The sequence below is a fragment of the Pseudomonas sp. ICMP 561 genome, from assembly GCF_002699985.1.
In the GTDB taxonomy this organism is placed as follows: domain Bacteria; phylum Pseudomonadota; class Gammaproteobacteria; order Pseudomonadales; family Pseudomonadaceae; genus Aquipseudomonas; species Aquipseudomonas quasicaspiana.
In genome coordinates this window covers 16,501-42,349 of sequence record NZ_LKBT01000007.1, presented here as the reverse complement: position 1 = coordinate 42,349, position 25,849 = coordinate 16,501, and the positions used below count along the sequence as shown (strand labels likewise).

Here is a 25,849-nt window from a genome sequence, read left to right as displayed (position 1 = left end):
TTTGACAGGGTAGAACGATCGTTCTACCCTTCGACCATGAATAAGACATCGACCACCGCTGTTCAGGACAAAATCCTGCAAACCGCCGAGCAACTGATCTACACCAACGGGATTCATGCCATGGGCATGGACTTGCTGGTGCGTACTTCCGGCGTGGCGCGCAAAAGCATCTACCGATATTACGCGACCAAGGAAGACGTGGCCGTGAACGCGCTTAGCGCGCGCGATGTTCGCTGGATGCATTGGTTTCGCACTGAGACCGATAAGGCCACGAGCCCTGAAGCGCGCATTCTGGAAATGTTCACCGTGCTCAAAGGCTGGTTTGAATCGGAAGGCTTTCGTGGCTGCGCATTTATCAATACGGCGGGTGAGATCGGCGACGCTGAAGATCCAATCCGTCAGTTGGCAAAAGCCCACAAACAGAAGCTTTTTGATTACGCACTGGAGCTCTGCCAGCAATTGAACATCGAACAGCCCGATGTGCTGGCCAAACAACTGCTGATCCTGATCGACGGCGCCATCACCCTTGCCTTGGTCATGGGCGACCACAATGCCGCCGACAGCGCCCGCGACATGGCGCAATTGCTCTTGAATGCCTTAACGAAAAAGCCTGCGCCCACTGCAAGCTGATCCCCCACTGTCCGTCCAGAGGTTTTGCCATGTCACCCAGCACTGAAACCCGCCCGCCTTTGCCGCCCTTCACTCGGGAGTCCGCCATCCAAAAAGTCCGCTTGGCCGAAGATGGCTGGAATGGTCGCGATCCCGAAAAAGTCGCATTGGCCTACACACTGGATACTAAATGGCGCAACCGCACAGAGTTCGCGACTAACCGGGACGAAGCCAAAGCCTTCCTGACTCGCAAATGGGCGAAGGAGCTGGACTACCGGCTGATCAAAGAATTATGGGCCTTCACCGATAACCGTATCGCCGTGCGCTACGCCTACGAATGGCACGATGACTCGGGCAACTGGTTCCGCTCATACGGCAACGAAAACTGGGAGTTCGACGTGAATGGCCTGATGGCCAACCGCTTCGCCTGCATCAACGACATGCCGATCAAAGAGTCGGAGCGCAAGTTCCACTGGCCGCTGGGTCGGCGTCCGGATGATCATCCGGGGTTGTCGGAGTTGGGGTTGTAACAGAAAGCTCCGTTGCCCATGGCACCGCGCTGACTCTCCGCAAACATTGGACCTGTAGGAGCTGCCGAAAGCTGCGAAGTTATCCTGAGACTGTCTGAATCGCAGCCATCGGCAGCTCCTACAACGTGCAATCTGTCATATGCACGCCCAACAAAAAGCCCGCAACGAATGAACGCTGCAGGCTTTTTCGTCAGCCAGACGAAGCGAGTTGGTTAGAACGGAATATCGTCATCAAAGCTGTCGAAATCGGCGGCCGGCTGTGGCGCTTGCTGCTGCGGAGCAGGACGGGATTCGCGCTGTGGCTGTTGCTGTGGCGCGGACTGCTGTGGACGCGATTGCTGAGGACGTGGAGCGGAATTCTGATAATTGCCGCCACCTTGCCCTTGAGGAGCGCCGTCGTTTTGTGGACGGCCGCCCAGCAGTTGCATGGTGCCTTGCATGTCGACGACGATTTCAGTCGTGTAACGCTTGATACCGTCTTTTTCCCACTCGCGGGTCTGCAGCTTGCCTTCGATGTAGACCTGGGAACCCTTGCGCAGGTATTCGCCAGCGATTTCGGCGACTTTGCCGAACATCGACACACGGTGCCATTCAGTCTTTTCGACTTTCTGACCGGTCTGTTTGTCAGTCCACTGTTCGCTGGTCGCCAGACTCAGGTTGGTCACGGCATTACCGTTAGGCAGGTAGCGAACTTCGGGATCCTGGCCGCATGTGCCGACCAATATAACTTTGTTAACCCCACGGGCCATAACGTTCTCCTAGGCTTCGCACGCTTGGGTGGCTGGGTTGACCATCCGTTCCAGAGACGCGCGATCCAATAGTTTTGTATCCAATTTGATATAGATGGCTGCCTCTTCGGCAACCACCACTGCATCCGTTACGCCTTCCACGGCCTTCAGTCTGTCCGCCAGGCCCGCATCACGCAGGGCTTCAGGCGACAAGGGCAGACGCAGGCTCGTCACGTAAGGCGGTTCACGCATGGTCACTGCAACCGCTAGCCAGATGGCGGCCATCGCAGCACCACCAAGGAACACCACGTCGAGCCCGCCATGCTGGAACAACCAGCCGCCGAGTATCCCACCTGCGGCCGAACCAAGGAACTGGCTGGTGGAATAAACCCCCATCGCCGTACCTTTTCCGCCAGCCGGTGAAACTTTGCTGATCAATGACGGCAAAGACGCTTCCAGCAGGTTGAACGCGACGAAGAATACCACTGTCCCGATGACCAGTGCTCGTAACGTGTTCCCAAACTCCCAGAAGAATAGTTCAGTGAGCATCAATACGGTGACTGCACCGATGAGCACACGCTTCATCTGACGCTTTTTCTCACCATAAATAATGAATGGGATCATTGCGAAAAATGAAATCAGCAGTGCCGTGAGATAGACCCACCAGTGCTCTTCCTTGGGCAAACCGGCTTTTGTCACCAGTGCCAGCGGCAAGGCCACAAAGCTTGACATGAGCATCGCGTGCAACACGAAGATACCCAAATCCAGTCGAAGAAGATCAGGATGACGCAAGGTCGGCCCTAACGCCTGACGTGCTACTCCCGATTCGCGGTGCTGCAAGGTGACGGTATTTTTCGGCACCACGAACGCAACAATGAAAATCCCCACCAAGGCCATCGCACCGGTTGCGAGAAACAGACCGGACAAGCCAAAGGCGCTGGTCAGGATCGGCCCGACCACCATGGCGATCGCAAACGAAAGACCAATAGTCATGCCGATCATGGCCATTGCCTTGGTGCGATGCTGCTCCCGGGTCAGATCCGAGAGCAAGGCCATGACCGCTGCGGAGATGGCACCGGCACCCTGCAGAATACGCCCGGCAATGATGCCCCAGATCGAATCTGCACTCGCTGCCAGGACGCTGCCCAAGGCGAAAATGATCAAGCCGAAATAGATAACCGGACGCCGTCCGATACGGTCGGAAATAATCCCGAAGGGAATCTGCAGGAACGCCTGAGTCAGGCCATAAGCGCCGATTGCGAGGCCGATCAACGCCGGGCTGGCTCCCGCCAGGTCCATGCCATAGGTCGCAAGCACAGGCAGGACCATGAACATGCCAAGCATGCGAAACGCAAATACCAGCGCAAGACCGCCTGCTGCGCGGGTCTCGCCGCCGCTCATTCTCTCGCTGTGGGGATCGTGCATGGAAAAACCTCGTGTGAACCGGCGGCGATTCTACCAGTCCCATCGATTGACGGGGTATATCGCGACGCTATGACACGCCTAGATGACACAGTCTTCATTTACGGCTAAGACAGCTATTCATATAGTGTGCATCCATCCAGTGTTTTTTCCGTATACTCCTACGTTTTCGACGCCCGCCGTGCGAGGCCATTTTGGACAAGATCCTGATTCGTGGGGCTCGAACCCACAACCTGAAGAACATTGACCTGACCCTGCCACGCGACAAGCTGATCGTCATTACCGGGCTTTCCGGTTCTGGCAAGTCATCGCTGGCATTCGACACCCTGTACGCCGAAGGGCAACGGCGCTATGTCGAATCGCTTTCCGCGTATGCCCGGCAATTCCTTTCCATGATGGAAAAGCCGGACGTCGATACCATCGAAGGCCTGTCGCCGGCCATTTCCATCGAGCAGAAATCGACTTCACACAACCCGCGTTCGACCGTGGGCACGATCACCGAGATCTACGACTACCTGCGCCTGCTTTATGCTCGCGTTGGTCAGCCTCGCTGCCCGGATCACGACATTCCGCTGGAAGCGCAAACCGTCAGCCAGATGGTTGACCTGGTAATGGCGCAACCTGAGGGCAGCAAATTGATGCTGCTGGCCCCGGTGATCCGTGAGCGCAAGGGCGAGCACTTGTCAGTGTTCGAAGAGCTGCGCGCACAAGGCTTCGTCCGCGCCCGGGTAGATGGCCGTCTGTGCGAACTCGATGAGCTGCCAAAGCTTGATAAGCAGAAGAAGCATTCCATCGATGTGGTTGTCGACCGTTTCAAGGTGCGTGCCGATCTGCAACAGCGTTTGGCGGAGTCTTTTGAGACAGCGCTGAAACTGGCTGACGGTATCGCCTGGGTTGCGCCAATGGATGACGAGCCCGGGGAAGAGATGATTTTCTCTGCCCGCTTCGCCTGTCCGATCTGCGGCCACGCCATCAGCGAACTGGAACCCAAACTGTTTTCCTTCAACAACCCGGCCGGCGCATGTCCGACATGCGATGGCTTGGGCGTTAAGCAGTTTTTCGACATCAAGCGTCTGGTAAACGCAGAGCTAACCCTGGCTGAAGGCGCTATACGCGGCTGGGACAGGCGCAACGTGTATTACTTCCAGATGCTCGGTTCGCTGGCCAAACACTACGATTTCAGCCTGGAAGTACCGTTCAAGGAACTGCCAGGTGATATTCAGAAAACCTTGCTCAATGGCAGCGGCTCACAGAATGTCGACTTCCGCTATTTGAACGATCGGGGTGACATCGTCAAACGCGCCCACCCGTTCGAAGGCATCGTGCCCAACCTGGAGCGTCGCTACCGGGAGACCGAATCGGCGACTGTGCGCGAAGAGCTGGCCAAGTTTCTCGGCACGCAGCCCTGCCCGGATTGCCGCGGTACACGCCTGCGTCGCGAAGCCCGTCACGTTTGGGTTGGCGAGAAGACGCTGCCTGCCGTTACGAACATGCCAATCGGTGATGCGACCGACTATTTCGGTGAGCTGAAGCTGACGGGACGTCGCGGTGAAATTGCTGACAAGATTCTTAAAGAGATCCGCGAGCGTCTCGAGTTCCTCGTCAACGTCGGTCTTGATTACCTGACGCTGGATCGCAGCGCTGACACGCTCTCGGGCGGTGAAGCGCAGCGTATCCGGCTCGCCAGCCAGATTGGCGCGGGTCTCGTCGGTGTCATGTACATCCTCGACGAACCCTCGATTGGCCTGCACCAGCGGGACAATGACCGGTTGCTGGGCACCCTCAAGCACCTGCGTGACATCGGCAACACGGTGATCGTGGTCGAGCACGATGAAGATGCGATTCGCCTTGCAGACTATGTGGTCGACATCGGCCCAGGCGCTGGCGTGCATGGCGGGCACATTGTCGCCGAGGGAACGCCGGACGAGGTCATGGCGCACCCTGACTCGCTCACGGGCAAGTACCTGTCAGGTCGGGTGAAGATCGCCGTCCCGGCCAAACGCACACCCCGCAATAAGAAGCTGTCACTGACCCTCAAGGGTGCTCGCGGCAACAACTTGCGCAACGTTGATCTGGAAATCCCCATTGGCTTGCTGACCTGCGTGACCGGTGTTTCAGGTTCGGGCAAATCGACGCTGATCAACAACACGCTGTTCCCGCTCAGTGCAACCGCACTGAACGGCGCCACGACGCTGGAAGCTGCGACCCACGACAGCATCAAAGGTCTGGAACATCTGGACAAGGTCGTGGACATCGATCAAAGCCCGATTGGTCGTACCCCTCGCTCCAACCCGGCAACTTACACCGGTCTGTTCACGCCGATTCGCGAGCTGTTCTCAGGGGTACCTGAGTCGCGCTCCCGCGGATACGGACCAGGGCGTTTCTCTTTCAACGTCAAGGGCGGCCGCTGCGAGGCGTGTCAGGGTGATGGCCTGATCAAGGTCGAGATGCACTTCCTGCCGGATATCTACGTACCGTGCGATGTGTGCAAGAGCAAGCGCTACAACCGCGAAACCCTTGAGATCAAATACAAGGGCAAGAGCATTCACGAAGTGCTTGAAATGACCATCGAAGAAGCACGCGAGTTCTTCGATGCGGTTCCAGCGCTGGCGCGCAAGCTACAGACCCTGATGGATGTGGGCCTGTCTTACATCAAGCTGGGTCAATCTGCGACTACGTTGTCTGGCGGCGAAGCTCAACGGGTGAAGCTGTCTCGCGAGCTGTCCAAGCGCGATACCGGCAAAACGCTGTATATCCTTGATGAGCCGACCACAGGCCTGCACTTCGCAGATATCCAACAACTGCTGGACGTTCTGCATCGTTTACGCGACCACGGTAATACCGTGGTGGTCATCGAGCACAACCTTGATGTGATCAAGACTGCCGACTGGCTTGTGGACCTTGGTCCGGAAGGCGGCTCCAAAGGCGGACAGATCATTGCCGTAGGTACGCCGGAGCAGGTGTCTGAAATGGAGCAATCCTACACAGGTCACTATCTCAAGCCTCTGCTGCTCAGGGACAAAGCCTGACATTGTCAGGCCGCTAGAATCAAAAAGCCCCTGTCACGTAAAAGTGCAGGGGCTTTTTTATGCGGCTTGTTTATACGGCTTGACTTGCCTACGAATCAGAATTGCGACTGCAGGTAGTTTTCCAGGCCGATGGTCTTGATCAGACCCAACTGCTTTTCGAGCCAGTAGGTGTGATCTTCTTCGGTATCGTTCAACTGAACACGGAGGATTTCACGCGTTACATAATCCTTGTGCAGCTCGCAGAGCTCAATGCCCTTGCACAGCGCAGCACGGACCTTGTACTCAAGACGCAGATCAGCAGCAAACATCTCTGGGACCGTAGTACCGACATCTAGATCGTCCGGACGCATGCGCGGAGTGCCTTCGAGCATCAAGATACGACGCATCAGAGCATCGGCGTGCTGTGCCTCTTCTTCCATCTCGTGATTGATACGTTCGTAGAGCTTGGTGAAGCCCCAGTCTTCGTACATACGCGAATGAACGAAATATTGGTCACGCGCTGCCAATTCGCCCACCAGCAGCGTATTGAGATAATCGATTACTTCCGGGTGGCCTAGCATCGCCCACGTCTCCTGCCTGAAAGTGCATAGTCTGAACCAACCGCTTGCGAAGGTCACTGTCCAAAGTGATAAAAATCGACAAAAAGCAGCGAAAAATCGGTGATCAGATACGAAAAACCGCCCAAATGAGGGCGGTTCCGTTTATCACTTAGACTTACATCAGCGATACGCCCAACGCTTTCGCAATACCCTCGCCGTAAGCAGCATCGGCTTTGTAGAAATGCTGCAACTGACGCTGCACGACATCGCTAGAAACATCGGCCATCGTGCCTGCAATATTGTTGATCAACAGTGCTTTCTGGTCGGCACTCATCAGGTTGAACAACTTGCCCGCCTGGCTGTAGTAATCGCCATCTTCACGATGATCATAACGATCAGCTGCGCCGCTAAGGGCCAGCGATGGCTCAGCATAATGCGGAGCCTGCTTCGGTGCATCTGAGTAGCTGTTAGGCTCGTAGTTTGGCCCTGAACCACCGTTAGTACCGAAAGCCATCGCACCATCACGCTGGTAGCTATGAACCGGATTCCGGGGTGCGTTGATTGGCAAGTGCTGGTGATTGGTGCCCACCCGGTAGCGGTGCGCATCGGCGTATGCGAAAACGCGCCCTTGCAGCATGCGATCCGGAGACAGGCCTACACCCGGAACCATGTTGCTTGGACCAAATGCCGCTTGTTCAACTTCAGCAAAATAGTTAAGCGGGTTGCGATTGAGCTCGATCTCACCGACTTCGATCAGCGGGTACTCTTTCTGCGACCAGGTTTTGGTCACGTCGAAAGGATTCTCGTGATGGGCTGCCGCTTGAGCTTCGGTCATCAATTGAATGCAGACGGTCCACTTCGGGAAGTCGCCTTGTTCAATGGCGGTGAACAAGTCCCGTTGAGCGTAATCAGGATCCGTTCCCGCAATGCGCGCAGCATCGGCCGGCGTAAGGTTCTTGATGCCTTGCTGGGTCTTGTAGTGCCATTTAACCCAGTGACGCTCACCAGCAGCGCTGATCAGGCTGTAAGTGTGGCTACCGAAGCCGTGCATGTGGCGATAACCATCCGGGATACCGCGATCTGAAAACAGGATGGTGACCTGGTGCAGCGCCTCAGGGGAATGAGACCAGAAGTCCCACATCATTTGCGCATTCTTCAGGTTGGTCTGCGGCTGGCGTTTTTGCGTGTGGATAAAGTCCGGGAATTTCAGCGGGTCACGGATAAAGAAAACCGGTGTGTTGTTGCCAACGATGTCCCAGTTGCCTTCTTCTGTGTAGAACTTCAGTGCGAAACCACGAGGATCGCGCTCAGTGTCAGCAGAACCACGTTCACCACCGACAGTAGAGAAGCGCAGAAAAATCGGGGTCTGTTTACCCACGGTATTGAACAGATTAGCACTGGTGTATTGGGTGATATCGCGGGTGAGAGTAAAGGTGCCGTGAGCGCCAGAACCTTTCGCGTGCACACGACGCTCAGGGATGTTTTCACGATTGAAGTGGGCAAGCTTCTCAATCAGATGAAAATCATCAAGCAGTAACGGGCCACGAGGACCAGCGGAACGGGAATTCTGGTTATCTGCTACAGGTGCGCCGCTGGCGGTGGTGAGAGTCTTGGGCTGGCTCATTAATAATTCCTCTGGCATAAACGACCGGCTAATCGGCATGGCAGGGATTATTGTCCACTTCTGTTACACAGCGAAATTTATTAAATCTTAGTCTTCGATAGTCACAGACAATACGAAATCACCGAATCCTGAAAACAAAAAACCGGGCACTAGGCCCGGTTCTTCGTTTCAGACTGACGTCTTACTCAGCGGATACAGCTTCGCCGCCAGCAGGACGATCAACCAGCTCGACATACGCCATTGGCGCGTTGTCGCCAGTGCGGAAACCGCACTTCAGGATGCGCAGATAGCCACCCTCGCGGGTTGCATAACGCTTGCCCAGATCGTTGAACAGCTTACCAACGATTGCTTTCGAACGAGTACGGTCGAAAGCCAGACGGCGGTTAGCCAGACTGTCTGTTTTAGCCAAAGTGATCAGCGGCTCAGCAACGCGACGCAGTTCTTTAGCTTTCGGCAATGTAGTTTTGATCAGCTCGTGCTCGAACAGCGACACCGCCATGTTTTGAAACATGGCCTTACGGTGGGAGCTAGTCCGGCTCAGGTGACGACCACTTTTACGATGACGCATGGTTCATTCCTTACCAAACACAACGTTCGGTGATTACGACGATCAGGCAGTCGCCTTGTCGTCCTTCTTAAGACTTGCCGGCGGCCAGTTGTCGAGGCGCATGCCGAGGGACAGACCACGGGAGGCCAGGACGTCCTTGATCTCAGTCAAGGATTTCTTGCCAAGGTTTGGAGTCTTCAACAGTTCTACTTCGGTGCGCTGAATCAGGTCGCCGATGTAGTAAATGTTCTCCGCCTTGAGGCAGTTGGCCGAACGTACAGTCAATTCCAAATCGTCAACCGGACGGAGCAGGATCGGATCGATCTCGTCTTCCTGTTCGATTACCACTGGCTCACTGTCACCTTTGAGGTCGACGAACGCAGCCAACTGCTGTTGCAGAATGGTTGCAGCGCGGCGGATAGCCTCTTCAGGATCCAGAGTACCGTTGGTTTCCAGATCAATAACCAGCTTGTCCAGGTTAGTACGCTGCTCGACACGGGCGTTTTCCACCACGTATGCGATACGGCGAACCGGGCTGAACGAAGAGTCAAGCTGCAAGCGACCAATGCTGCGGCTTTCATCTTCATCGCTCTGACGCGAGTCTGCCGGTTCATAACCACGACCACGAGCTACGGTGAGCTTCATGTTCAGGGCGCCGTTAGACGCCAGGTTAGCGATTACGTGATCGGGGTTAACGATCTCGACATCATGATCCAGCTGAATATCGGCAGCGGTAACCACCCCCGAACCCTTCTTCGACAAGGTCAGCGTAACTTCGTCTCGACCGTGCAGCTTGATAGCCAGACCTTTAAGGTTCAACAGGATTTCAATTACATCTTCCTGTACACCTTCGATGGCGCTGTACTCATGGAGTACACCGTCAATCTCGGCCTCGACTACTGCACAGCCGGGCATGGAGGACAACAGGATGCGGCGCAGCGCGTTGCCCAGGGTATGGCCAAAACCACGCTCGAGAGGCTCGAGAGTAATCTTGGCGCGGGTTGGACTGACAACCTGCACATCAATGTGGCGGGGTGTCAGGAACTCATTTACCGAAATCTGCATGGATGCACCTATTTTCTAGCCCTTACTTGGAGTAGAGCTCGACAATCAGGCTTTCGTTGATGTCGGCGGACAGATCACTGCGAGCTGGAACGTTCTTGAAAACGCCCGATTTCTTCTCAGTGTCTACTTCTACCCATTCTACGCGGCCACGTTGGGCACACAGATCGAGAGCCTGGACGATGCGCAGTTGGTTCTTGGCTTTCTCGCGGATAGCAACCACGTCACCGGCACGAACCTGATACGACGGAACGTTTACGGTTTTGCCGTTCACGCTGATCGACTTGTGCGAAACCAATTGACGGGATTCAGCACGAGTCGAGCCGAAGCCCATACGGTATACAACGTTATCCAGACGGCATTCGAGCAGTTGCAGCAGGTTCTCACCAGTAGCGCCTTTCTTGCCGGCAGCTTCTTTGTAGTAACCGCTGAATTGACGCTCGAGTACGCCATAGATACGACGAACTTTTTGTTTCTCACGCAGCTGGGTGCCGTAGTCGGACTGACGGCCACGGCGCTGGCCGTGGATACCTGGAGCTGCTTCGATGTTGCACTTGGATTCGATCGCGCGAACGCCGCTCTTCAGAAAGAGATCGGTGCCTTCACGACGAGCAAGCTTGCATTTTGGACCAATGTAACGAGCCATTTTCTACAGTCTCCTGGATTACACGCGGCGCTTCTTCGGCGGACGGCACCCGTTGTGCGGGATTGGCGTCACGTCGGTGATGCTGGCGATCTTATAGCCACAGCCGTTCAATGCACGGACAGCAGACTCACGACCTGGACCTGGACCTTTGACGTTAACGTCGAGGTTCTTCAGACCATATTCCAGCGCAGCTTGACCAGCACGTTCAGCAGCTACTTGAGCAGCGAACGGCGTGGACTTGCGAGAACCGCGGAAACCCGAACCGCCGGAGGTAGCCCAGGACAGCGCGTTACCTTGACGATCGGTGATGGTGACGATTGTGTTGTTAAAAGAAGCGTGGATGTGGGCGATGCCATCAACCACCGTCTTTTTAACTTTTTTACGAGGACGAGCAGCAGGTTTTGCCATGACTAAATTCCTGTCGTTGCGCTAATGCGATTACTTGCGGATCGGCTTACGCGGACCTTTGCGAGTACGCGCGTTAGTCTTGGTACGCTGACCGCGTACTGGAAGACCACGACGATGGCGCAGACCGCGGTAGCAGCCCAAGTCCATCAAGCGCTTGATTTTCATGTTGATTTCGCGACGCAGGTCACCTTCAGTGGTGAACTTCGCCACTTCGCCACGCAGTAGTTCAATCTGCTCGTCGCTCAGATCTTTGATCTTTGCCGCTGGGTTAACCCCAGTGGTTGCACAGATCTTGTGTGCAGTGGTGCGACCAACACCATAGATGTAGGTCAGCGAGATAACAGTATGCTTGTTATCTGGAATGTTAACGCCTGCAATACGGGCCATTCAGTGGGACTCCAATTGACAGCTACCTACGCCCCGGAAGCCAAGAAATAGGGCGCGAGATAATATCGCTGTAATAACAAATAATCAACCCAGCAGCGCACTAGCTGCTGGGCTTAAGCACAGATCACACTCAGCCTTGGCGCTGTTTGTGACGTGGTTCCGCGCTGCAAATTACTCGAACAACACCTTCGCGGCGAATAATCTTGCAGTTGCGGCACAGCTTTTTCACCGATGCACGAACTTTCATTACCAGCTCCTCGAACCTTATGGGTACATCAGCGCAACATGCCGCTGCCGTAGCCCTTCAGGTTGGCTTTCTTCATCAGGGATTCGTACTGGTGCGAAACGAGGTGCGATTGTACTTGGGACATGAAGTCCATCACAACCACTACCACGATCAGCAACGAGGTCCCGCCAAGGTAGAACGGTACGTTTGCTGCAACCACCAGGAACTGGGGCAGCAAGCAGACGGCCGTCATATATAGAGCACCGAACATGGTCAAGCGGGTCAGAACGCCATCAATATAGCGCGCAGACTGCTCACCTGGACGGATACCCGGAATAAAGGCACCGGACTTCTTCAGGTTTTCCGCTACGTCTTTCGGATTGAACATCAACGCCGTATAGAAGAAGCAGAAGAAAATAATCCCTGCACTAAACAGCAGAATATTCAACGGCTGACCAGGAGCGATCGACTGCGAGATGTCCTGCAACCAGCCCATACCTTCAGACTGACCAAACCAGGCACCCAACGACGCCGGAAACAGCAAAATGCTGCTCGCGAAAATAGCTGGAATAACGCCAGCCATGTTCACTTTCAGCGGCAAGTGGCTAGTCTGCGCAGCAAAAACCTTACGGCCCTGCTGACGCTTGGCGTAGTGAACAGCAATACGACGCTGACCACGCTCAATGAACACCACGAAACCGATAATCGCTACTGCCAGCAAACCGATAGCAACCAGGGCGAAGATATTGATGTCACCCATGCGAGCAGACTCGAAAGACTGCCCGATTGCTCTCGGAAGACCGGCGACGATACCTGCGAAGATCAACATCGAGATACCGTTACCAACACCGCGCTCGGTAATCTGCTCGCCTAGCCACATCATGAACATCGCACCAGCCACAAAGGTGGTGACAGCAACGAAGTGGAAGCCTATGTCTGCAGAGAACGCGACGCCCTGACCGGCCAGGCCAACGGACATGCCGATAGCTTGAACCAAGGCCAGGACAACGGTGCCGTAGCGGGTGTACTGGCTGATCTTGCGACGGCCAGCTTCCCCTTCCTTCTTCAACTGCTCCAGCTGTGGGCTGACGGCTGTCATTAATTGCATGATGATCGATGCCGAAATGTACGGCATGATCCCCAGTGCAAAAATGCTCATCCGCTCCAGCGCACCGCCGGAAAACATGTTGAACAAGCTAAGAATGGTCCCCTCATTCTGTCGAAACAGGTCTGCGAGTCGCTCCGGGTTAATACCTGGAACCGGGATGTGTGCGCCTATTCGGTAGACGATAATCGCCAGGAACAGAAAACGCAGACGAGCCCAGAGTTCAGACATACCGCCTTTGCCGAGCGCAGAGAGAGCACCTTGCTTAGCCATTTATTCCTCGAACTTGCCGCCAGCTGCTTCGATAGCCGCACGCGCACCTTTGGTGGCTGCGATACCTTTGATGGTGACAGCGCGATTAACTTCGCCGGACAGCATGATTTTCACACGCTGTACGTTTTGGTTGATCACGTTGGCATCCTTCAGGGACTGCACAGTTACAACGTCGCCTTCCACTTTAGCCAGCTCGGACAAACGCACTTCTGCGCGATCCATGGCCTTCAGGGAAACGAAGCCGAATTTTGGCAGGCGACGATGCAGCGGCTGTTGGCCGCCTTCAAAGCCCGGAGCAATAGTGCCACCGGAGCGGGAGGTTTGACCTTTGTGGCCACGGCCACCAGTCTTACCCAAACCACTACCGATACCACGGCCCGGACGATGCTTTTCGCGACGGGAACCCGGCGCTGGACTCAGATCATTGAGTTTCATCGATTAACCCTCGACTCGCAGCATGTAGTAAGCCTTGTTGATCATCCCGCGATTCTCAGGAGTATCCAGCACTTCTACAGTGTGACCGATGCGACGCAGACCCAGACCTTTAACACACAGTTTGTGGTTAGGAATGCGACCGGTCATGCTTTTGATCAGCGTTACTTTAACGGTAGCCATGATCAGAAGATCTCCTTGACACTTTTGCCGCGCTTGGCAGCAATAGACTCAGGAGATTGCATAGCTTTCAAACCCTTGAAAGTGGCGTGAACCACGTTTACAGGGTTAGTCGAGCCGTAGCACTTGGCCAATACGTTCTGAACACCAGCAACTTCCAACACTGCGCGCATAGCGCCGCCAGCGATGATACCGGTACCTTCAGAGGCAGGCTGCATGTACACCTTCGAAGCGCCATGGGCAGACTTCATTGCGTACTGCAGAGTAGTGCCATTCAGATCAACCTGGATCATGTTGCGGCGAGCAGCTTCCATCGCCTTCTGGATCGCAGCAGGCACTTCACGTGACTTGCCACGGCCAAAACCAACACGCCCTTTACCATCACCAACCACGGTCAACGCGGTGAAAGTGAAGATACGGCCGCCTTTTACAGTCTTTGCAACGCGGTTAACTTGAACCAGCTTCTCAATGTAGCCTTCGTCGCGTTTTTGGTCGTTATTTGACATAACTTAGAACTCCAGCCCGCCTTCACGAGCAGCATCAGCCAGCGCCTTGACGCGGCCGTGGTACTTGAAGCCAGAACGGTCGAAAGCCACTTGTGATACGCCGGCGGCTTTCGCACGCTCAGCAACCAGCTGGCCAACCTTAGTGGCCGCGTCGATGTTGCCAGTGGCACCATCACGCAGTTCTTTGTCCAAAGTCGAGGCGCTCGCCAGGACTTTGCTGCCGTCGGCCGAAATGACCTGGGCATAAATGTGCTGCGAAGAGCGGTGCACGCAGAGACGCACGACTTCTAGCTCGTGCATTTTCAGGCGTGCTTTGCGAGCGCGACGCAGTCGGGTAACTTTTTTGACGGTCATTTGCTATGCCCTACTTCTTCTTGGCTTCTTTACGGCGGACGACTTCGTCTGCGTAACGCACACCTTTGCCTTTGTACGGCTCAGGACGGCGGAAGTCGCGGATCTCAGCGGCCACTTGACCAACCAACTGCTTGTCGATACCTCGGATGAAGATATCGGTCTGGTTGGGAGTCTCAGCGGTGATGCCTTCCGGCAGGTCGTAATCCACTGGGTGCGAGAAGCCAAGAGCCAGGTTCAGCACTGTGCCTTTTGCTTGCGCTTTGTAACCAACACCGACCAGCTGGAGCTTACGCTCGAAGCCTTGGCTTACGCCCTGGACCATGTTGTTAACCAGTGCACGAGTGGTGCCGGCCATTGCGCGAGTCTGTTGATCGCCATTGCGAGCAGCGAAACGCAGCTCACCAGCTTCTTCAACAATCTCAACGGACGAATGGATGTTCAGATCTAGAGTGCCTTTGGCGCCCTTCACCGAAAGCTGCTGGCCGACGAGTTTAACTTCGACGCCTGCTGGCAACTTAACGGGGTTCTTAGCTACGCGTGACATGCTTATCCCCCCTTAGAACACTGTGCAAAGCACTTCGCCGCCGACACCGGCAGCGCGCGCAGCACGATCCGTCATCACACCTTTGCTGGTGGAGACGATAGACACACCGAGACCGCCACGAACTTTTGGCAGATCATCGACGGACTTGTACTGACGCAGGCCTGGACGGCTTACGCGCTTCACTTCTTCGATGACTGGACGGCCTTCGAAGTACTTCAGCTCGATAGACAACAGCGGTTTTGTTTCGCTGCTGATCTGATAACCCGCAATGTAACCTTCGTCTTTCAGGACTTTGGCTACAGCAACCTTCACAGTGGAAGATGGCATGCTTACGACGGGCTTTTCAGCCATCTGGGCATTACGGATACGAGTTAGCATGTCCGCTAACGGGTCCTGCATACTCATGGGCTAGACGCTCCTAATACAAAATAATTAGCCTTGCGGCTACAGCTTATCGCCGAGAATTCCGGGCAAATGAAAAACACGGGCTCAGGCGAGCCGGCAATTCTAGGCGTACCCCGGAAATGAATCAAGCCCCAATAGGGGCTTGATTCAAATTCAGGCTTGATTCCGACCAATCGCTTGCACGATAAGCCGGAACTTCGCGTGAAAGGCGTATTACCAGCTGGCTTTAACCAGACCTGGCACATCACCACGCATTGCAGCTTCACGCAGCTTGTTACGGCCAAGGCCGAACTTGCGGTAAACGCCGTGCGGACGACCAGTGATGCGGCAGCGGTTACGCATGCGCGAAGCGCTAGCGTCACGTGGCTGCTTCTGCAGAGCTACGGTAGCTTCCCAACGCGCTTCTGGACTTGCGTTCAGATCAACGATGATTGCTTTGAGCGCTGCACGCTTGGTGGCGTACTTGGCAACGGTGAGCTGACGCTTCAGCTCACGGTTCTTCATGCTCTTCTTGGCCATTTTCCTACTCCAATCAGTTGCGGAACGGGAATTTGAAAGCACGCAGCAGAGCGCGGCCTTCGTCATCGTTCTTGGCAGTGGTGGTCAGGGTAATGTCCAGACCGCGGAGAGCATCGATCTTGTCGTAATCGATTTCCGGGAAAATGATCTGCTCTTTTACGCCCATGCTGTAGTTACCACGACCATCGAAGGACTTGGCATTCAGGCCGCGGAAGTCGCGAACCCGAGGCAGGGAGATCGAAAGCAGACGATCCAGGAATTCATACATACGATCGCGGCGCAGAGTCACTTTGACGCCGATCGGCCAACCTTCACGGACTTTAAAGCCAGCGATGGATTTCCGAGCGTAAGTCACAACGACTTTTTGACCGGTGATCTTTTCCAGGTCAGCAACAGCGTGCTCGATGACTTTTTTGTCGCCGATCGCTTCGCCCAGACCCATGTTCAGGGTGATTTTGGTAACGCGCGGAACTTCCATCACGTTCGCGAGCTTAAGTTCTTCCTTAAGCTTCGGAGCGATTTCCTTCCGGTAAATCTCTTTTAGTCGTGCCATGGTCTTCTACCTAGCAGTGTTCAAGCATCAACCGCTTTTTGGGTCGACTTGAAGACACGAATTTTCTTGCCATCTTCAACTTTGAAACCAACGCGGTCAGCCTTGTTGGTTGCGCCATTGAAAATAGCGACGTTAGAAGCGTGCAGTGGCGCTTCTTTCTCGACGATACCGCCCTGTACGCCCGACATCGGGTTTGGCTTGGTATGACGCTTTACCAAGTTGATCCCACCAACGACCAGACGGTCGTCAGCGAGAACCTTGAGCACCTTACCGCGCTTACCTTTGTCTTTGCCGGCGATCACGATGATCTCGTCGTCACGACGAATCTTTTGCATGTCGGATCTCCTTACAGCACTTCTGGGGCGAGCGAGACGATCTTCATGAACTTCTCAGTACGAAGTTCACGGGTCACTGGCCCAAAGATACGGGTGCCGATCGGCTCTTGCTTGTTGTTCAAAAGAACAGCAGCGTTGCCATCAAAGCGGATGATGGAGCCGTCAGCACGACGAACGCCATGGCGAGTGCGGACTACAACAGCAGTCATCACTTGGCCTTTTTTCACCTTACCGCGAGGAATTGCTTCCTTGACGGTAACTTTGATGATGTCACCGATACCAGCGTAACGACGATGGGAGCCACCCAGCACCTTGATGCACATAACGCGGCGTGCGCCGCTGTTATCGGCCACATCGAGCATGGATTGAGTCTGAATCATATAATTTCTCCGACCCCTAGTCCTTAGACTTCCACAGCGCGTTCGAGAATATCAACCAGTGCCCAAGACTTGGTCTTGGCTACAGGACGAGTTTCACGAATCGTGACTTTGTCGCCGATGTGGCATTGATTGGTTTCGTCGTGCGCGTGCAGCTTAGTCGAACGCTTAACATATTTACCGTAGATCGGGTGCTTAACGCGACGCTCGATCAGAACGGTGATGGTCTTGTCCATCTTGTCGCTGACAACACGGCCAGTCAGCGTACGGACGGTTTTTTCGGCTTCAGCCATGATTACTTACCTGCCTGCTGGTTGAGCACAGTCTTCACGCGAGCGATGTCACGCTTAACTTGCGAGAGCAGGTGAGACTGCCCCAACTGGCCAGTTGCTTTCTGCATACGCAGATTGAACTGGTCGCGCAGCAGGCCGAGCAGTTGCTCGTTCAGCTGCTGTGCTGATTTTTCACGAAGTTCATTCGCTTTCATCACATCACCGTCCGTTTAACAAAGGAGGTGGCGAGCGGCAGCTTTGCAGCAGCCAGGGCGAAAGCCTCACGCGCCAGCTCTTCAGAAACACCCTCGATTTCATACAGGACTTTGCCTGGCTGAATCTGGGCAACCCAGTACTCCACGTTACCCTTACCTTTACCCATACGAACTTCGAGGGGCTTTTTGGTTACAGGCTTGTCCGGGAATACACGGATCCAGATTTTACCGCCACGTTTAACGTGACGGGTCAGAGCACGACGCGCTGACTCAATCTGACGGGCAGTGAGACGACCACGAGCAACAGACTTCAGCGCATATTCGCCGAAGCTGACTTTGCTACCGCGCAATGCCAAGCCACGGTTGTGGCCAGTCATCTGCTTGCGGAACTTCGTACGCTTTGGTTGCAACATTTGGCGTACCCCTTACTTAGCAGCTTTTTTACGAGGCGCAGGTGCTTGTGGTTTCAGTTCTTCTTGGCGACCACCAATTACTTCGCCTTTGAAGATCCAAACCTTTACACCGATCACACCGTAAGTGGTGTGAGCTTCGTAGTTGGCATAGTCGATGTCGGCACGCAGGGTGTGCAAAGGCACACGACCTTCGCGATACCATTCAGTACGTGCGATTTCAGCACCGCCGAGACGACCGCTCACTTGGATTTTGATGCCTTTGGCACCAATGCGCATGGCGTTCTGTACAGCGCGCTTCATAGCGCGACGGAACATAACGCGACGCTCCAGCTGCTGAGCTACGCTCTGCGCAACCAACATACCGTCGAGCTCCGGCTTGCGGATTTCTTCGATATTGATGTGCACAGGCACACCCATTTGCTTGGTCAGGTCCTGACGCAGTTTCTCAACATCTTCACCTTTCTTCCCGATAACGATACCAGGACGAGCAGTGTGGATGGTGATACGTGCTGTCTGAGCCGGACGATGGATATCGATACGGCTTACGGACGCGCTTTTTAATTTGTCTTGGAGATACTCACGCACTTTCAGATCAGCGAACAAATAGTCCGCATAAGTCCGACCGTCTGCGTACCAGACGGAGGTGTGCTCCTTGACGATTCCCAGGCGAATGCCAATGGGATGTACTTTCTGACCCATCTCTTCGACTCCGTTACTTGTCAGCAACCTTGACAGTGATATGGCAAGACCGCTTGACGATGCGATCAGCACGGCCTTTGGCACGTGGCATGATGCGCTTCAGCGAACGCCCTTCGTTGACGAAAACGGTGGAGACCCGGAGGTCATCAACGTCTGCGCCTTCGTTATGCTCGGCGTTGGCTACAGCCGACTCCAGCACTTTCTTCAGGATCTCGGCAGCTTTCTTGTTGCTGAAAGCCAACAGGTTGAGCGCTTCGCCCACCTTCTTCCCGCGGATCTGGTCGGCGACCAAGCGGGTTTTCTGGGCGGAGATTCGAGCGCCCGACAACTTAGCGGCTACTTCCATCGTTCCTTACCCCTTAACGCTTGGCTTTCTTGTCTGCCACGTGCCCACGATAAGTGCGGGTACCGGCAAACTCGCCTAGTTTATGGCCGACCATGTCTTCGTTCACGAGAACTGGAACATGTTGGCGACCGTTATGCACAGCAATGGTCAGACCGACCATTTGTGGCAGGATCATCGAACGACGCGACCAGGTTTTCACCGGTTTGCGATCGTTCTTTTCCGCCGCCACTTCGATCTTCTTCAGTAGGTGAAGATCAATAAAAGGACCTTTTTTCAGAGAACGTGGCACTGTCGTATCCCTCTATTTACTTGCGACGACGGACGATCATTTTGTCGGTACGCTTATTACCACGAGTCTTCGCGCCCTTAGTCGGGAAGCCCCACGGCGATACCGGATGACGACCACCAGAGGTACGACCTTCACCACCACCATGTGGGTGATCAACCGGGTTCATGGCAACACCACGAACGGTTGGGCGAACGCCACGCCAGCGCTTAGCACCAGCTTTACCCAAGGAACGCAGGCTGTGCTCGGAGTTCGAGACTTCGCCCAGCGTTGCACGGCACTCGGAAAGCACTTTACGCATTTCACCGGAACGCAGACGCAGGGTCACGTAGACACCTTCACGAGCGATCAGCTGAGCCGAAGCACCAGCGGAACGAGCGATCTGTGCACCTTTACCTGGCTTCAATTCGATACCGTGAACGGTGCTACCAACTGGAATGTTACGCAGTTGAAGAGCGTTGCCCGGCTTGATTGGAGCCAAAGCGCCTGCAATCAGCTGATCGCCAGCACTCACGCCTTTAGGGGCGATGATGTAGCGACGCTCGCCGTCTGCGTAAAGCAGCAATGCGATGTGAGCAGTACGGTTTGGATCGTATTCGATACGCTCGACAGTGGCAGCGATGCCATCTTTGTCGTTGCGACGGAAATCGACCAGACGATAATGCTGCTTATGACCACCACCGATATGACGGGTAGTAATACGGCCATTGTTGTTACGACCACCAGACTTCGATTTTTTCTCGAGCAGCGGTGCGTGAGGAGCGCCTTTATGCAGCTCCTGGTTGACCACCTTGACCACAAAACGGCGGCCAGGGGAAGTCGGTTTGCATTTAACGATTGCCATGATGCACCCCTTCCTTACTCAGCACTGCTGCTGAAATCGAGATCTTGGCCTGGCTGAAGGGAGATAACTGCCTTCTTCCAGTCATTACGCTTGCCCAGACCGCGAGCAGTGCGCTTGCTCTTACCCAGAACATTCAGGGTAGTAACACGCTCTACTTTCACGCTGAACAGGCTTTCGACGGCCTTCTTGATTTCCAGCTTGGTTGCGTCAGTAGCAACCTTGAAAACGAACTGACCTTTTTTATCTGCGAGAACCGTAGCCTTTTCGGAAACATGCGGGCCAAGCAGAACTTTAAATACGCGTTCCTGGTTCATCCCAGCAGCTCCTCGAATTTCTTCACGGCCGACACAGTGATCAACACTTTGTCGTATGCGATCAGACTAACTGGATCGGAACCTTGTACGTCACGTACATCTACGTGCGGCAGGTTGCGAGCAGCCAGGTACAGATTCTGGTCAACAGCATCAGACACGATCAGGACGTCAGTCAGGCCCATGCCAGTCAGCTTGTTCAGCAGATCTTTGGTTTTCGGTGCTTCAACAGCGAAGTCCTGAACCACGACCAGACGATCAGTACGAACCAGTTCAGCAAGGATGGAGCGCAAAGCTGCGCGATACATCTTCTTGTTGAGCTTCTGAGAGTGGTCCTGAGGACGTGCTGCGAAAGTGGTACCGCCGCCACGCCAGATTGGGCTACGGATAGTACCGGCACGAGCACGGCCAGTACCCTTCTGACGCCATGGACGCTTACCGCCACCACGAACATCGGAACGGGTCTTTTGCTGCTTGGTGCCCTGACGACCGCCAGCCATGTAGGCTACGACTGCCTGGTGAACCAGTGTCTCGTTGAACTCGCCGCCAAATGTCAGTTCGGAAACTTCGATTGCTTGAGCGTCATTTACATTTAATTGCATGTCAGCTTCCCCTTAACCGCGAGCCTTGGCTGCTGGACGTACAACCAGGTTGCCGCCAGTAGCGCCAGGAACAGCGCCCTTGACCAACAACAGATTGCGTTCAGCGTCCACGCGCACTACTTCCAGGGACTGCACGGTCACGCGCTCAGCGCCCATATGACCGGACATTTTTTTGCCCTTGAATACACGACCAGGAGTCTGGCACTGGCCGATAGAGCCTGGGACGCGGTGGGATACGGAGTTACCGTGGGTGTTATCTTGCCCGCGGAAATTCCAACGCTTGATCGTACCCTGGAAGCCTTTACCCTTGGACTGACCGGTTACATCAACCAGTTGACCAGCAGCGAAGATTTCAGCGTTGATCAGGTCGCCTGCTTGGTACTCGCCTTCTTCAAGACGGAATTCCATGACGGCACGACCAGCGGCAACGTTCGCTTTAGCGAAGTGGCCAGCTTGAGCAGCTGTAACACGCGAAGCACGACGCTCGCCTACAGTGACTTGCACTGCACGATAGCCATCGGTCTCTTCAGTTTTGAACTGGGTGACGCGATTCGGCTCGATCTCAATGACCGTAACCGGAATGGAGACACCTTCTTCGGTGAAAATACGGGTCATACCGCATTTACGACCGACTACACCAATAGTCATGTTGTAAACCTCATGAGTGTACGGGGCTTTCACCCGCTATGGCCGCCCATTTCAGAGCGTTACACGACTAAGACCCAAGTCTTAGCCGAGGCTGATCTGCACTTCCACACCGGCTGCAAGATCAAGCTTCATAAGCGCGTCAACGGTTTTATCCGTTGGCTGGACGATATCCAGAACGCGTTTATGAGTACGGATCTCGTACTGGTCGCGCGCGTCTTTGTTGACGTGCGGGGAAACCAGAACGGTGAACCGCTCTTTACGTGTCGGCAGTGGGATAGGACCACGCACCTGAGCACCAGTACGTTTCGCGGTTTCCACGATTTCCTGGGTGGATTGGTCGATCAGGCGATGGTCAAAAGCCTTCAACCTGATACGGATTTGCTGGTTTTGCATTGGATTCAGACTCCAGATTGCTGTTCCCACCGAGCGCAATACGCCCGTTAAAAGGAGGCGCAATTCTATAGACGAGGTAACGGGGTGTCAACCCAATAAAAAAAGCCCCCGCAAGCGGAGGCTTTTTTTCAAATCATTGCTTACGCGATGATTTTGGCTACGACGCCAGCGCCGACGGTACGACCGCCTTCACGAATTGCGAAACGCAGACCATCTTCCATTGCGATTGGCTTGATCAGGGTAACGCTAACTTTCACGTTATCACCTGGCATAACCATCTCAACGCCTTCCGGCAGTTCGCAGCTACCAGTTACGTCAGTAGTACGGAAGTAGAACTGTGGACGGTAGCCTTTGAAGAAAGGAGTGTGACGACCGCCTTCTTCTTTGCTCAGAACGTAGATTTCAGCTTCGAACTGAGTGTGCGGCTTAACAGTGCCTGGCTTAACCAGAACCTGACCACGCTCAACGTCGTCACGCTTGGTGCCACGCAGCAGAACGCCACAGTTCTCACCAGCACGACCTTCGTCCAGCAGCTTGCGGAACATCTCAACGCCAGTGCAAGTAGTTTTAGTGGTGTCACGCAGACCCACGATCTCTACTTCTTCCTGGATTTTGACGATACCACGCTCAACACGACCGGTAACAACAGTACCGCGACCCGAGATCGAGAATACGTCTTCGATTGGCATCAGGAACGGCTTGTCGATAGCACGAACTGGTTCTGGGATGTAGCTGTCCAGAGTCTCAACCAGTTTCTTGACGGCAGTGGTGCCCATCTCGTTGTCGTCTTGGCCGTTCAGAGCCATCAGAGCAGAACCGATGATGATCGGGGTGTCGTCGCCTGGGAAGTCGTAAGTGCTCAGCAGATCGCGCACTTCCATCTCAACCAGTTCCAGCAGCTCTGCGTCGTCAACCATGTCAGCCTTGTTCAGGAAGACAACGATGTACGGAACGCCAACCTGACGGGACAGCAGGATGTGCTCGCGAGTCTGAGGCATCGGGCCGTCAGCAGCCGAACAAACCAGGATAGCGCCGTCCATCTGAGCAGCACCAGTGATCATGTTTTTTACGTAGTCGGCGTGACCTGGGCAGTCAACGTGCGCGTAGTGGCGAACGGCCGAATCGTATTCAACGTGAGCGGTGTTGATGGTGATACCACGTGCTTTTTCTTCTGGCGCGCTGTCGATTTTATCGAAATCGACTTTAGCCGAACCGAAAACTTCGGAGCAAACGCGAGTCAGAGCAGCAGTCAGAGTGGTTTTACCGTGGTCAACGTGACCGATGGTGCCAACGTTGACGTGCGGTTTGTTACGTTCAAATTTTTCTTTAGCCACGACAGTGAACTCCTAGCCTAAAGGGGCTGAAATCAGCCTTGTTTTTTAACGATAGCTTCGACGACATTCGACGGAGCTTCGGAGTATTTGGAGAATTCCATGGAGTAGCTCGCGCGACCCTGAGACATGGAGCGAACGTCGGTCGCATAACCGAACATCTCACCCAACGGTACTTCGGCGCGAATCACTTTGCCAGAAACCGTATCTTCCATACCCTGGATCAGACCGCGACGACGGTTCAGGTCACCCATCACGTCGCCCATGTAGTCCTCAGGTGTAACAACTTCAACCTTCATGATCGGCTCAAGTACAACACCGCCACCTTTGGTAGCCAGTTGCTTGGTCGCCATGGAGGCTGCCACCTTAAACGCCATCTCGTTGGAGTCGACGTCGTGGTAAGAACCATCGAAAACGGTAGCCTTCAGGCCGATCAGCGGATAGCCGGCAACAACACCGTTCTTCATCTGCTCTTCGATACCCTTCTGGATAGCAGGGATGTATTCCTTAGGAACAACACCACCCACTACTTCGTTTACGAATTGCAGACCTTCCTGACCTTCGTCAGCAGGAGCAAAACGGATCCAGCAATGGCCGAACTGACCACGACCGCCGGACTGACGAACGAACTTGCCTTCGATCTCACAAGCCTTCGTGATTTTCTCACGATAGGAAACCTGTGGTTTACCGATGTTGGCTTCAACGTTGAACTCACGGCGCATCCGGTCAACCAGGATGTCCAAGTGCAACTCGCCCATGCCAGAGATGATCGTTTGACCAGTCTCTTCATCAGTTTTTACGCGGAAAGACGGGTCTTCCTGAGCAAGTTTGCCCAGAGCGATACCCATTTTTTCCTGGTCATCCTTGGTCTTAGGCTCAACGGCAACCGAAATAACCGGCTCCGGGAAGTCCATACGAACCAGAATGATTGGCTTGTCAGCCGAGCAGAGGGTATCACCAGTGGTGACGTCCTTCATGCCGATCAGAGCCGCGATGTCACCAGCGCGAACTTCTTTGATCTCTTCACGCGTGTTCGCGTGCATTTGCACCATACGACCAACACGCTCTTTCTTGCCTTTAACCGAGTTGATCACGCCGTCGCCGGAGCTCAACACGCCCGAATAAACACGAGCAAAGGTCAAAGTACCCACGAATGGGTCAGTAGCGATCTTGAACGCCAGAGCCGAGAACGGCTCGTTGTCGTCTGCGTGACGCTCCATTTCAACAGTCTCGTCATCCGGGTCGGAACCCTTGATGGCAGGAATGTCTACAGGCGCAGGCAGGTACTTGATCACTGCGTCGAGAACCAGGGGAACACCCTTGTTCTTGAAGGAAGAACCGCAAACTGCCAGAACGATTTCGCCAGCGATAGTACGCTGACGCAAAGCGCCTTCGATTTCCGCGATGGTGAGTTCTTCACCTTCGAGGTATTTGTTCATCAGTTCTTCGTTGGCTTCAGCGGCAGCCTCAACCATGTTGCTGCGCCACTCGTCAGCCAGCTCTTGCAGCTCAGCCGGGATAGCTTCGCGACGAGGGGCCATGCCCTTGTCAGCGTCATCCCAGTAAACAGCTTCCATGGTCATCAGATCGATCTGACCCTGGAAATTGTCTTCAGAGCCGATAGCCAACTGAATTGGCACCGGAGTGTGACCCAGACGCTGTTTGATCTGACCGATCACGCGCAGGAAGTTCGCACCAGCACGGTCCATCTTGTTCACATAAACAAGACGTGGAACGCCGTATTTGTTGGCTTGACGCCATACGGTTTCCGACTGAGGCTCAACACCCGAAGTACCGCAGAACACAACGACCGCGCCATCGAGTACGCGCAGAGAGCGCTCTACTTCAATAGTGAAGTCAACGTGACCCGGGGTATCGATGATGTTGAAGCGATGTTTTTCGAACTGCTTGACGGAGCCAGCCCAGAATGCCGTCGTAGCAGCGGAAGTAATGGTAATACCCCGCTCCTGCTCTTGCACCATCCAGTCCATGGTCGCGGCGCCATCATGCACCTCGCCCATTTTGTGGTTTACGCCAGTGTAAAAAAGGACGCGCTCGGTGGTGGTGGTTTTACCAGCATCCACGTGAGCAACGATACCGATGTTACGGTAGCGGTTAATCGGAGTAGTACGAGCCATAAAGCCCTCGC

Annotated in this window: 37 protein-coding genes; 3 read left to right on the top strand and 34 right to left on the bottom strand. The window is 54.6% G+C overall.

The window, feature by feature from the left end; translation table 11 throughout:
• Positions 1-36: 36 nt before the first annotated feature.
• Together AO242_RS07155 and AO242_RS07150 are read left to right on the top strand one after the other, a co-directional pair.
• On the top strand, positions 37-630 hold the full coding sequence (locus AO242_RS07155) for a TetR/AcrR family transcriptional regulator (RefSeq protein WP_099268180.1): 594 nt from the start codon (positions 37-39) through the stop codon (positions 628-630).
• A gap of 29 nt (positions 631-659) precedes the next feature.
• Positions 660-1,139 carry a nuclear transport factor 2 family protein gene (locus AO242_RS07150; RefSeq protein WP_099268179.1) on the top strand — a complete coding sequence of 160 codons (480 nt, stop codon included), beginning with the start codon at positions 660-662 and terminating at the stop codon, positions 1,137-1,139.
• Between the two features lie 212 nt (positions 1,140-1,351).
• Here AO242_RS07150 and AO242_RS07145 read toward each other — a convergent pair whose 3' ends face one another.
• Together AO242_RS07145 and AO242_RS07140 are read right to left on the bottom strand one after the other, a co-directional pair.
• Positions 1,352-1,888 (bottom strand): single-stranded DNA-binding protein, encoded by a 537-nt coding sequence (locus AO242_RS07145; RefSeq protein WP_027898315.1) that lies wholly within the window; start codon positions 1,886-1,888, stop codon positions 1,352-1,354.
• A 9-nt stretch (positions 1,889-1,897) separates the two neighbouring features.
• Entirely contained in the window at positions 1,898-3,292 is a 1,395-nt protein-coding gene (locus tag AO242_RS07140; RefSeq protein WP_027898314.1) for an MFS transporter, read from the bottom strand.
• Between the two features lie 191 nt (positions 3,293-3,483).
• Between AO242_RS07140 and uvrA the strand changes: the two genes are divergently transcribed.
• Positions 3,484-6,318, top strand: a complete 2,835-nt coding sequence (uvrA, locus tag AO242_RS07135; protein ID WP_099268178.1) for an excinuclease ABC subunit UvrA — start codon at positions 3,484-3,486, stop codon at positions 6,316-6,318.
• Between the two features lie 95 nt (positions 6,319-6,413).
• On the opposite strand, the gene bfr is transcribed toward uvrA, so the two are convergent.
• The 32 genes from bfr to fusA all read right to left on the bottom strand — a co-directional run bounded on the left by bfr (position 6,414) and on the right by fusA (position 25,838).
• On the bottom strand, positions 6,414-6,878 hold the full coding sequence (gene bfr / locus AO242_RS07130) for a bacterioferritin (RefSeq protein ID WP_027898312.1): 465 nt from the start codon (positions 6,876-6,878) through the stop codon (positions 6,414-6,416).
• Positions 6,879-7,032: 154 nt separating this feature from the next.
• Complete coding sequence (locus tag AO242_RS07125; RefSeq protein WP_099268177.1) at positions 7,033-8,481, bottom strand: catalase; 1,449 nt, start codon at positions 8,479-8,481, stop codon at positions 7,033-7,035.
• Positions 8,482-8,662: 181 nt separating this feature from the next.
• Positions 8,663-9,049, bottom strand: coding sequence for a 50S ribosomal protein L17 (rplQ, locus tag AO242_RS07120; RefSeq protein WP_008145500.1), 387 nt, complete (start codon positions 9,047-9,049; stop codon positions 8,663-8,665).
• Positions 9,050-9,091: 42 nt separating this feature from the next.
• Complete coding sequence (locus AO242_RS07115; protein ID WP_003176403.1) at positions 9,092-10,093, bottom strand: DNA-directed RNA polymerase subunit alpha; 1,002 nt, start codon at positions 10,091-10,093, stop codon at positions 9,092-9,094.
• Between the two features lie 22 nt (positions 10,094-10,115).
• Positions 10,116-10,736 (bottom strand): 30S ribosomal protein S4, encoded by a 621-nt coding sequence (rpsD, locus tag AO242_RS07110; protein WP_025262045.1) that lies wholly within the window; start codon positions 10,734-10,736, stop codon positions 10,116-10,118.
• A gap of 18 nt (positions 10,737-10,754) precedes the next feature.
• The gene (rpsK, locus tag AO242_RS07105; RefSeq protein WP_002555466.1) at positions 10,755-11,144 is read right to left on the bottom strand and encodes a 30S ribosomal protein S11; all 390 of its coding nucleotides are present in this window, start codon (positions 11,142-11,144) and stop codon (positions 10,755-10,757) included.
• A gap of 30 nt (positions 11,145-11,174) precedes the next feature.
• A complete protein-coding gene (gene rpsM, locus AO242_RS07100; protein ID WP_027898310.1) occupies positions 11,175-11,531 on the bottom strand; it encodes a 30S ribosomal protein S13 in 357 nt (118 codons plus the stop codon).
• Between the two features lie 130 nt (positions 11,532-11,661).
• Positions 11,662-11,778, bottom strand: a complete 117-nt coding sequence (gene rpmJ / locus AO242_RS07095) for a 50S ribosomal protein L36 (protein ID WP_002555468.1) — start codon at positions 11,776-11,778, stop codon at positions 11,662-11,664.
• 28 nt (positions 11,779-11,806) lie between these two features.
• The gene (gene secY, locus AO242_RS07090) at positions 11,807-13,135 is read right to left on the bottom strand and encodes a preprotein translocase subunit SecY (RefSeq protein ID WP_027898309.1); all 1,329 of its coding nucleotides are present in this window, start codon (positions 13,133-13,135) and stop codon (positions 11,807-11,809) included.
• Entirely contained in the window at positions 13,136-13,570 is a 435-nt protein-coding gene (gene rplO / locus AO242_RS07085; protein WP_027898308.1) for a 50S ribosomal protein L15, read from the bottom strand.
• 3 nt (positions 13,571-13,573) lie between these two features.
• Positions 13,574-13,750, bottom strand: coding sequence for a 50S ribosomal protein L30 (rpmD, locus tag AO242_RS07080; RefSeq protein ID WP_003186033.1), 177 nt, complete (start codon positions 13,748-13,750; stop codon positions 13,574-13,576).
• A gap of 2 nt (positions 13,751-13,752) precedes the next feature.
• Entirely contained in the window at positions 13,753-14,253 is a 501-nt protein-coding gene (gene rpsE, locus AO242_RS07075) for a 30S ribosomal protein S5 (protein WP_003186035.1), read from the bottom strand.
• 3 nt (positions 14,254-14,256) lie between these two features.
• Complete coding sequence (rplR, locus tag AO242_RS07070) at positions 14,257-14,607, bottom strand: 50S ribosomal protein L18 (RefSeq protein WP_027898307.1); 351 nt, start codon at positions 14,605-14,607, stop codon at positions 14,257-14,259.
• Positions 14,608-14,617: 10 nt separating this feature from the next.
• A complete protein-coding gene (rplF, locus tag AO242_RS07065; protein WP_027898306.1) occupies positions 14,618-15,151 on the bottom strand; it encodes a 50S ribosomal protein L6 in 534 nt (177 codons plus the stop codon).
• A gap of 12 nt (positions 15,152-15,163) precedes the next feature.
• Complete coding sequence (gene rpsH, locus AO242_RS07060) at positions 15,164-15,556, bottom strand: 30S ribosomal protein S8 (RefSeq protein ID WP_027898305.1); 393 nt, start codon at positions 15,554-15,556, stop codon at positions 15,164-15,166.
• A gap of 213 nt (positions 15,557-15,769) precedes the next feature.
• A complete protein-coding gene (rpsN, locus tag AO242_RS07055) occupies positions 15,770-16,075 on the bottom strand; it encodes a 30S ribosomal protein S14 (protein WP_027898304.1) in 306 nt (101 codons plus the stop codon).
• A gap of 13 nt (positions 16,076-16,088) precedes the next feature.
• Positions 16,089-16,628 (bottom strand): 50S ribosomal protein L5, encoded by a 540-nt coding sequence (gene rplE / locus AO242_RS07050; protein ID WP_004883677.1) that lies wholly within the window; start codon positions 16,626-16,628, stop codon positions 16,089-16,091.
• 20 nt (positions 16,629-16,648) lie between these two features.
• Positions 16,649-16,963, bottom strand: coding sequence for a 50S ribosomal protein L24 (gene rplX, locus AO242_RS07045; protein ID WP_002555478.1), 315 nt, complete (start codon positions 16,961-16,963; stop codon positions 16,649-16,651).
• An 11-nt stretch (positions 16,964-16,974) separates the two neighbouring features.
• The gene (gene rplN / locus AO242_RS07040) at positions 16,975-17,343 is read right to left on the bottom strand and encodes a 50S ribosomal protein L14 (protein ID WP_002555479.1); all 369 of its coding nucleotides are present in this window, start codon (positions 17,341-17,343) and stop codon (positions 16,975-16,977) included.
• 23 nt (positions 17,344-17,366) lie between these two features.
• A complete protein-coding gene (gene rpsQ / locus AO242_RS07035; RefSeq protein ID WP_002555480.1) occupies positions 17,367-17,633 on the bottom strand; it encodes a 30S ribosomal protein S17 in 267 nt (88 codons plus the stop codon).
• Positions 17,634-17,635: 2 nt separating this feature from the next.
• The gene (gene rpmC / locus AO242_RS07030; RefSeq protein WP_002555481.1) at positions 17,636-17,827 is read right to left on the bottom strand and encodes a 50S ribosomal protein L29; all 192 of its coding nucleotides are present in this window, start codon (positions 17,825-17,827) and stop codon (positions 17,636-17,638) included.
• Positions 17,827-18,240, bottom strand: a complete 414-nt coding sequence (gene rplP / locus AO242_RS07025; protein WP_027898303.1) for a 50S ribosomal protein L16 — start codon at positions 18,238-18,240, stop codon at positions 17,827-17,829. The genes rpmC and rplP overlap by 1 nt, the downstream gene beginning before the upstream one ends.
• A 12-nt stretch (positions 18,241-18,252) precedes the next feature.
• Entirely contained in the window at positions 18,253-18,939 is a 687-nt protein-coding gene (gene rpsC, locus AO242_RS07020; protein WP_003176422.1) for a 30S ribosomal protein S3, read from the bottom strand.
• Between the two features lie 13 nt (positions 18,940-18,952).
• Positions 18,953-19,285: a 50S ribosomal protein L22 gene (rplV, locus tag AO242_RS07015; RefSeq protein ID WP_027898302.1), complete on the bottom strand. Its 333-nt coding sequence runs from the start codon at positions 19,283-19,285 to the stop codon at positions 18,953-18,955.
• A 13-nt stretch (positions 19,286-19,298) separates the two neighbouring features.
• Positions 19,299-19,574 carry a 30S ribosomal protein S19 gene (rpsS, locus tag AO242_RS07010; protein WP_002555486.1) on the bottom strand — a complete coding sequence of 92 codons (276 nt, stop codon included), beginning with the start codon at positions 19,572-19,574 and terminating at the stop codon, positions 19,299-19,301.
• 16 nt (positions 19,575-19,590) lie between these two features.
• Positions 19,591-20,415 carry a 50S ribosomal protein L2 gene (rplB, locus tag AO242_RS07005; protein WP_003317104.1) on the bottom strand — a complete coding sequence of 275 codons (825 nt, stop codon included), beginning with the start codon at positions 20,413-20,415 and terminating at the stop codon, positions 19,591-19,593.
• A 14-nt stretch (positions 20,416-20,429) separates the two neighbouring features.
• A complete protein-coding gene (rplW, locus tag AO242_RS07000; RefSeq protein ID WP_002555488.1) occupies positions 20,430-20,729 on the bottom strand; it encodes a 50S ribosomal protein L23 in 300 nt (99 codons plus the stop codon).
• Complete coding sequence (gene rplD / locus AO242_RS06995) at positions 20,726-21,328, bottom strand: 50S ribosomal protein L4 (RefSeq protein ID WP_020290705.1); 603 nt, start codon at positions 21,326-21,328, stop codon at positions 20,726-20,728. Before rplD ends, rplW begins: the two co-directional genes overlap by 4 nt.
• A 12-nt stretch (positions 21,329-21,340) precedes the next feature.
• Entirely contained in the window at positions 21,341-21,976 is a 636-nt protein-coding gene (rplC, locus tag AO242_RS06990; protein ID WP_027898301.1) for a 50S ribosomal protein L3, read from the bottom strand.
• Positions 21,977-22,057: 81 nt separating this feature from the next.
• Positions 22,058-22,369: a 30S ribosomal protein S10 gene (gene rpsJ / locus AO242_RS06985; protein ID WP_003186070.1), complete on the bottom strand. Its 312-nt coding sequence runs from the start codon at positions 22,367-22,369 to the stop codon at positions 22,058-22,060.
• Between the two features lie 140 nt (positions 22,370-22,509).
• Entirely contained in the window at positions 22,510-23,703 is a 1,194-nt protein-coding gene (gene tuf / locus AO242_RS06980) for an elongation factor Tu (protein ID WP_027898300.1), read from the bottom strand.
• A gap of 32 nt (positions 23,704-23,735) precedes the next feature.
• Positions 23,736-25,838, bottom strand: a complete 2,103-nt coding sequence (gene fusA, locus AO242_RS06975; RefSeq protein ID WP_027898299.1) for an elongation factor G — start codon at positions 25,836-25,838, stop codon at positions 23,736-23,738.
• Between the last annotated feature and the right edge of the window lie 11 nt (positions 25,839-25,849).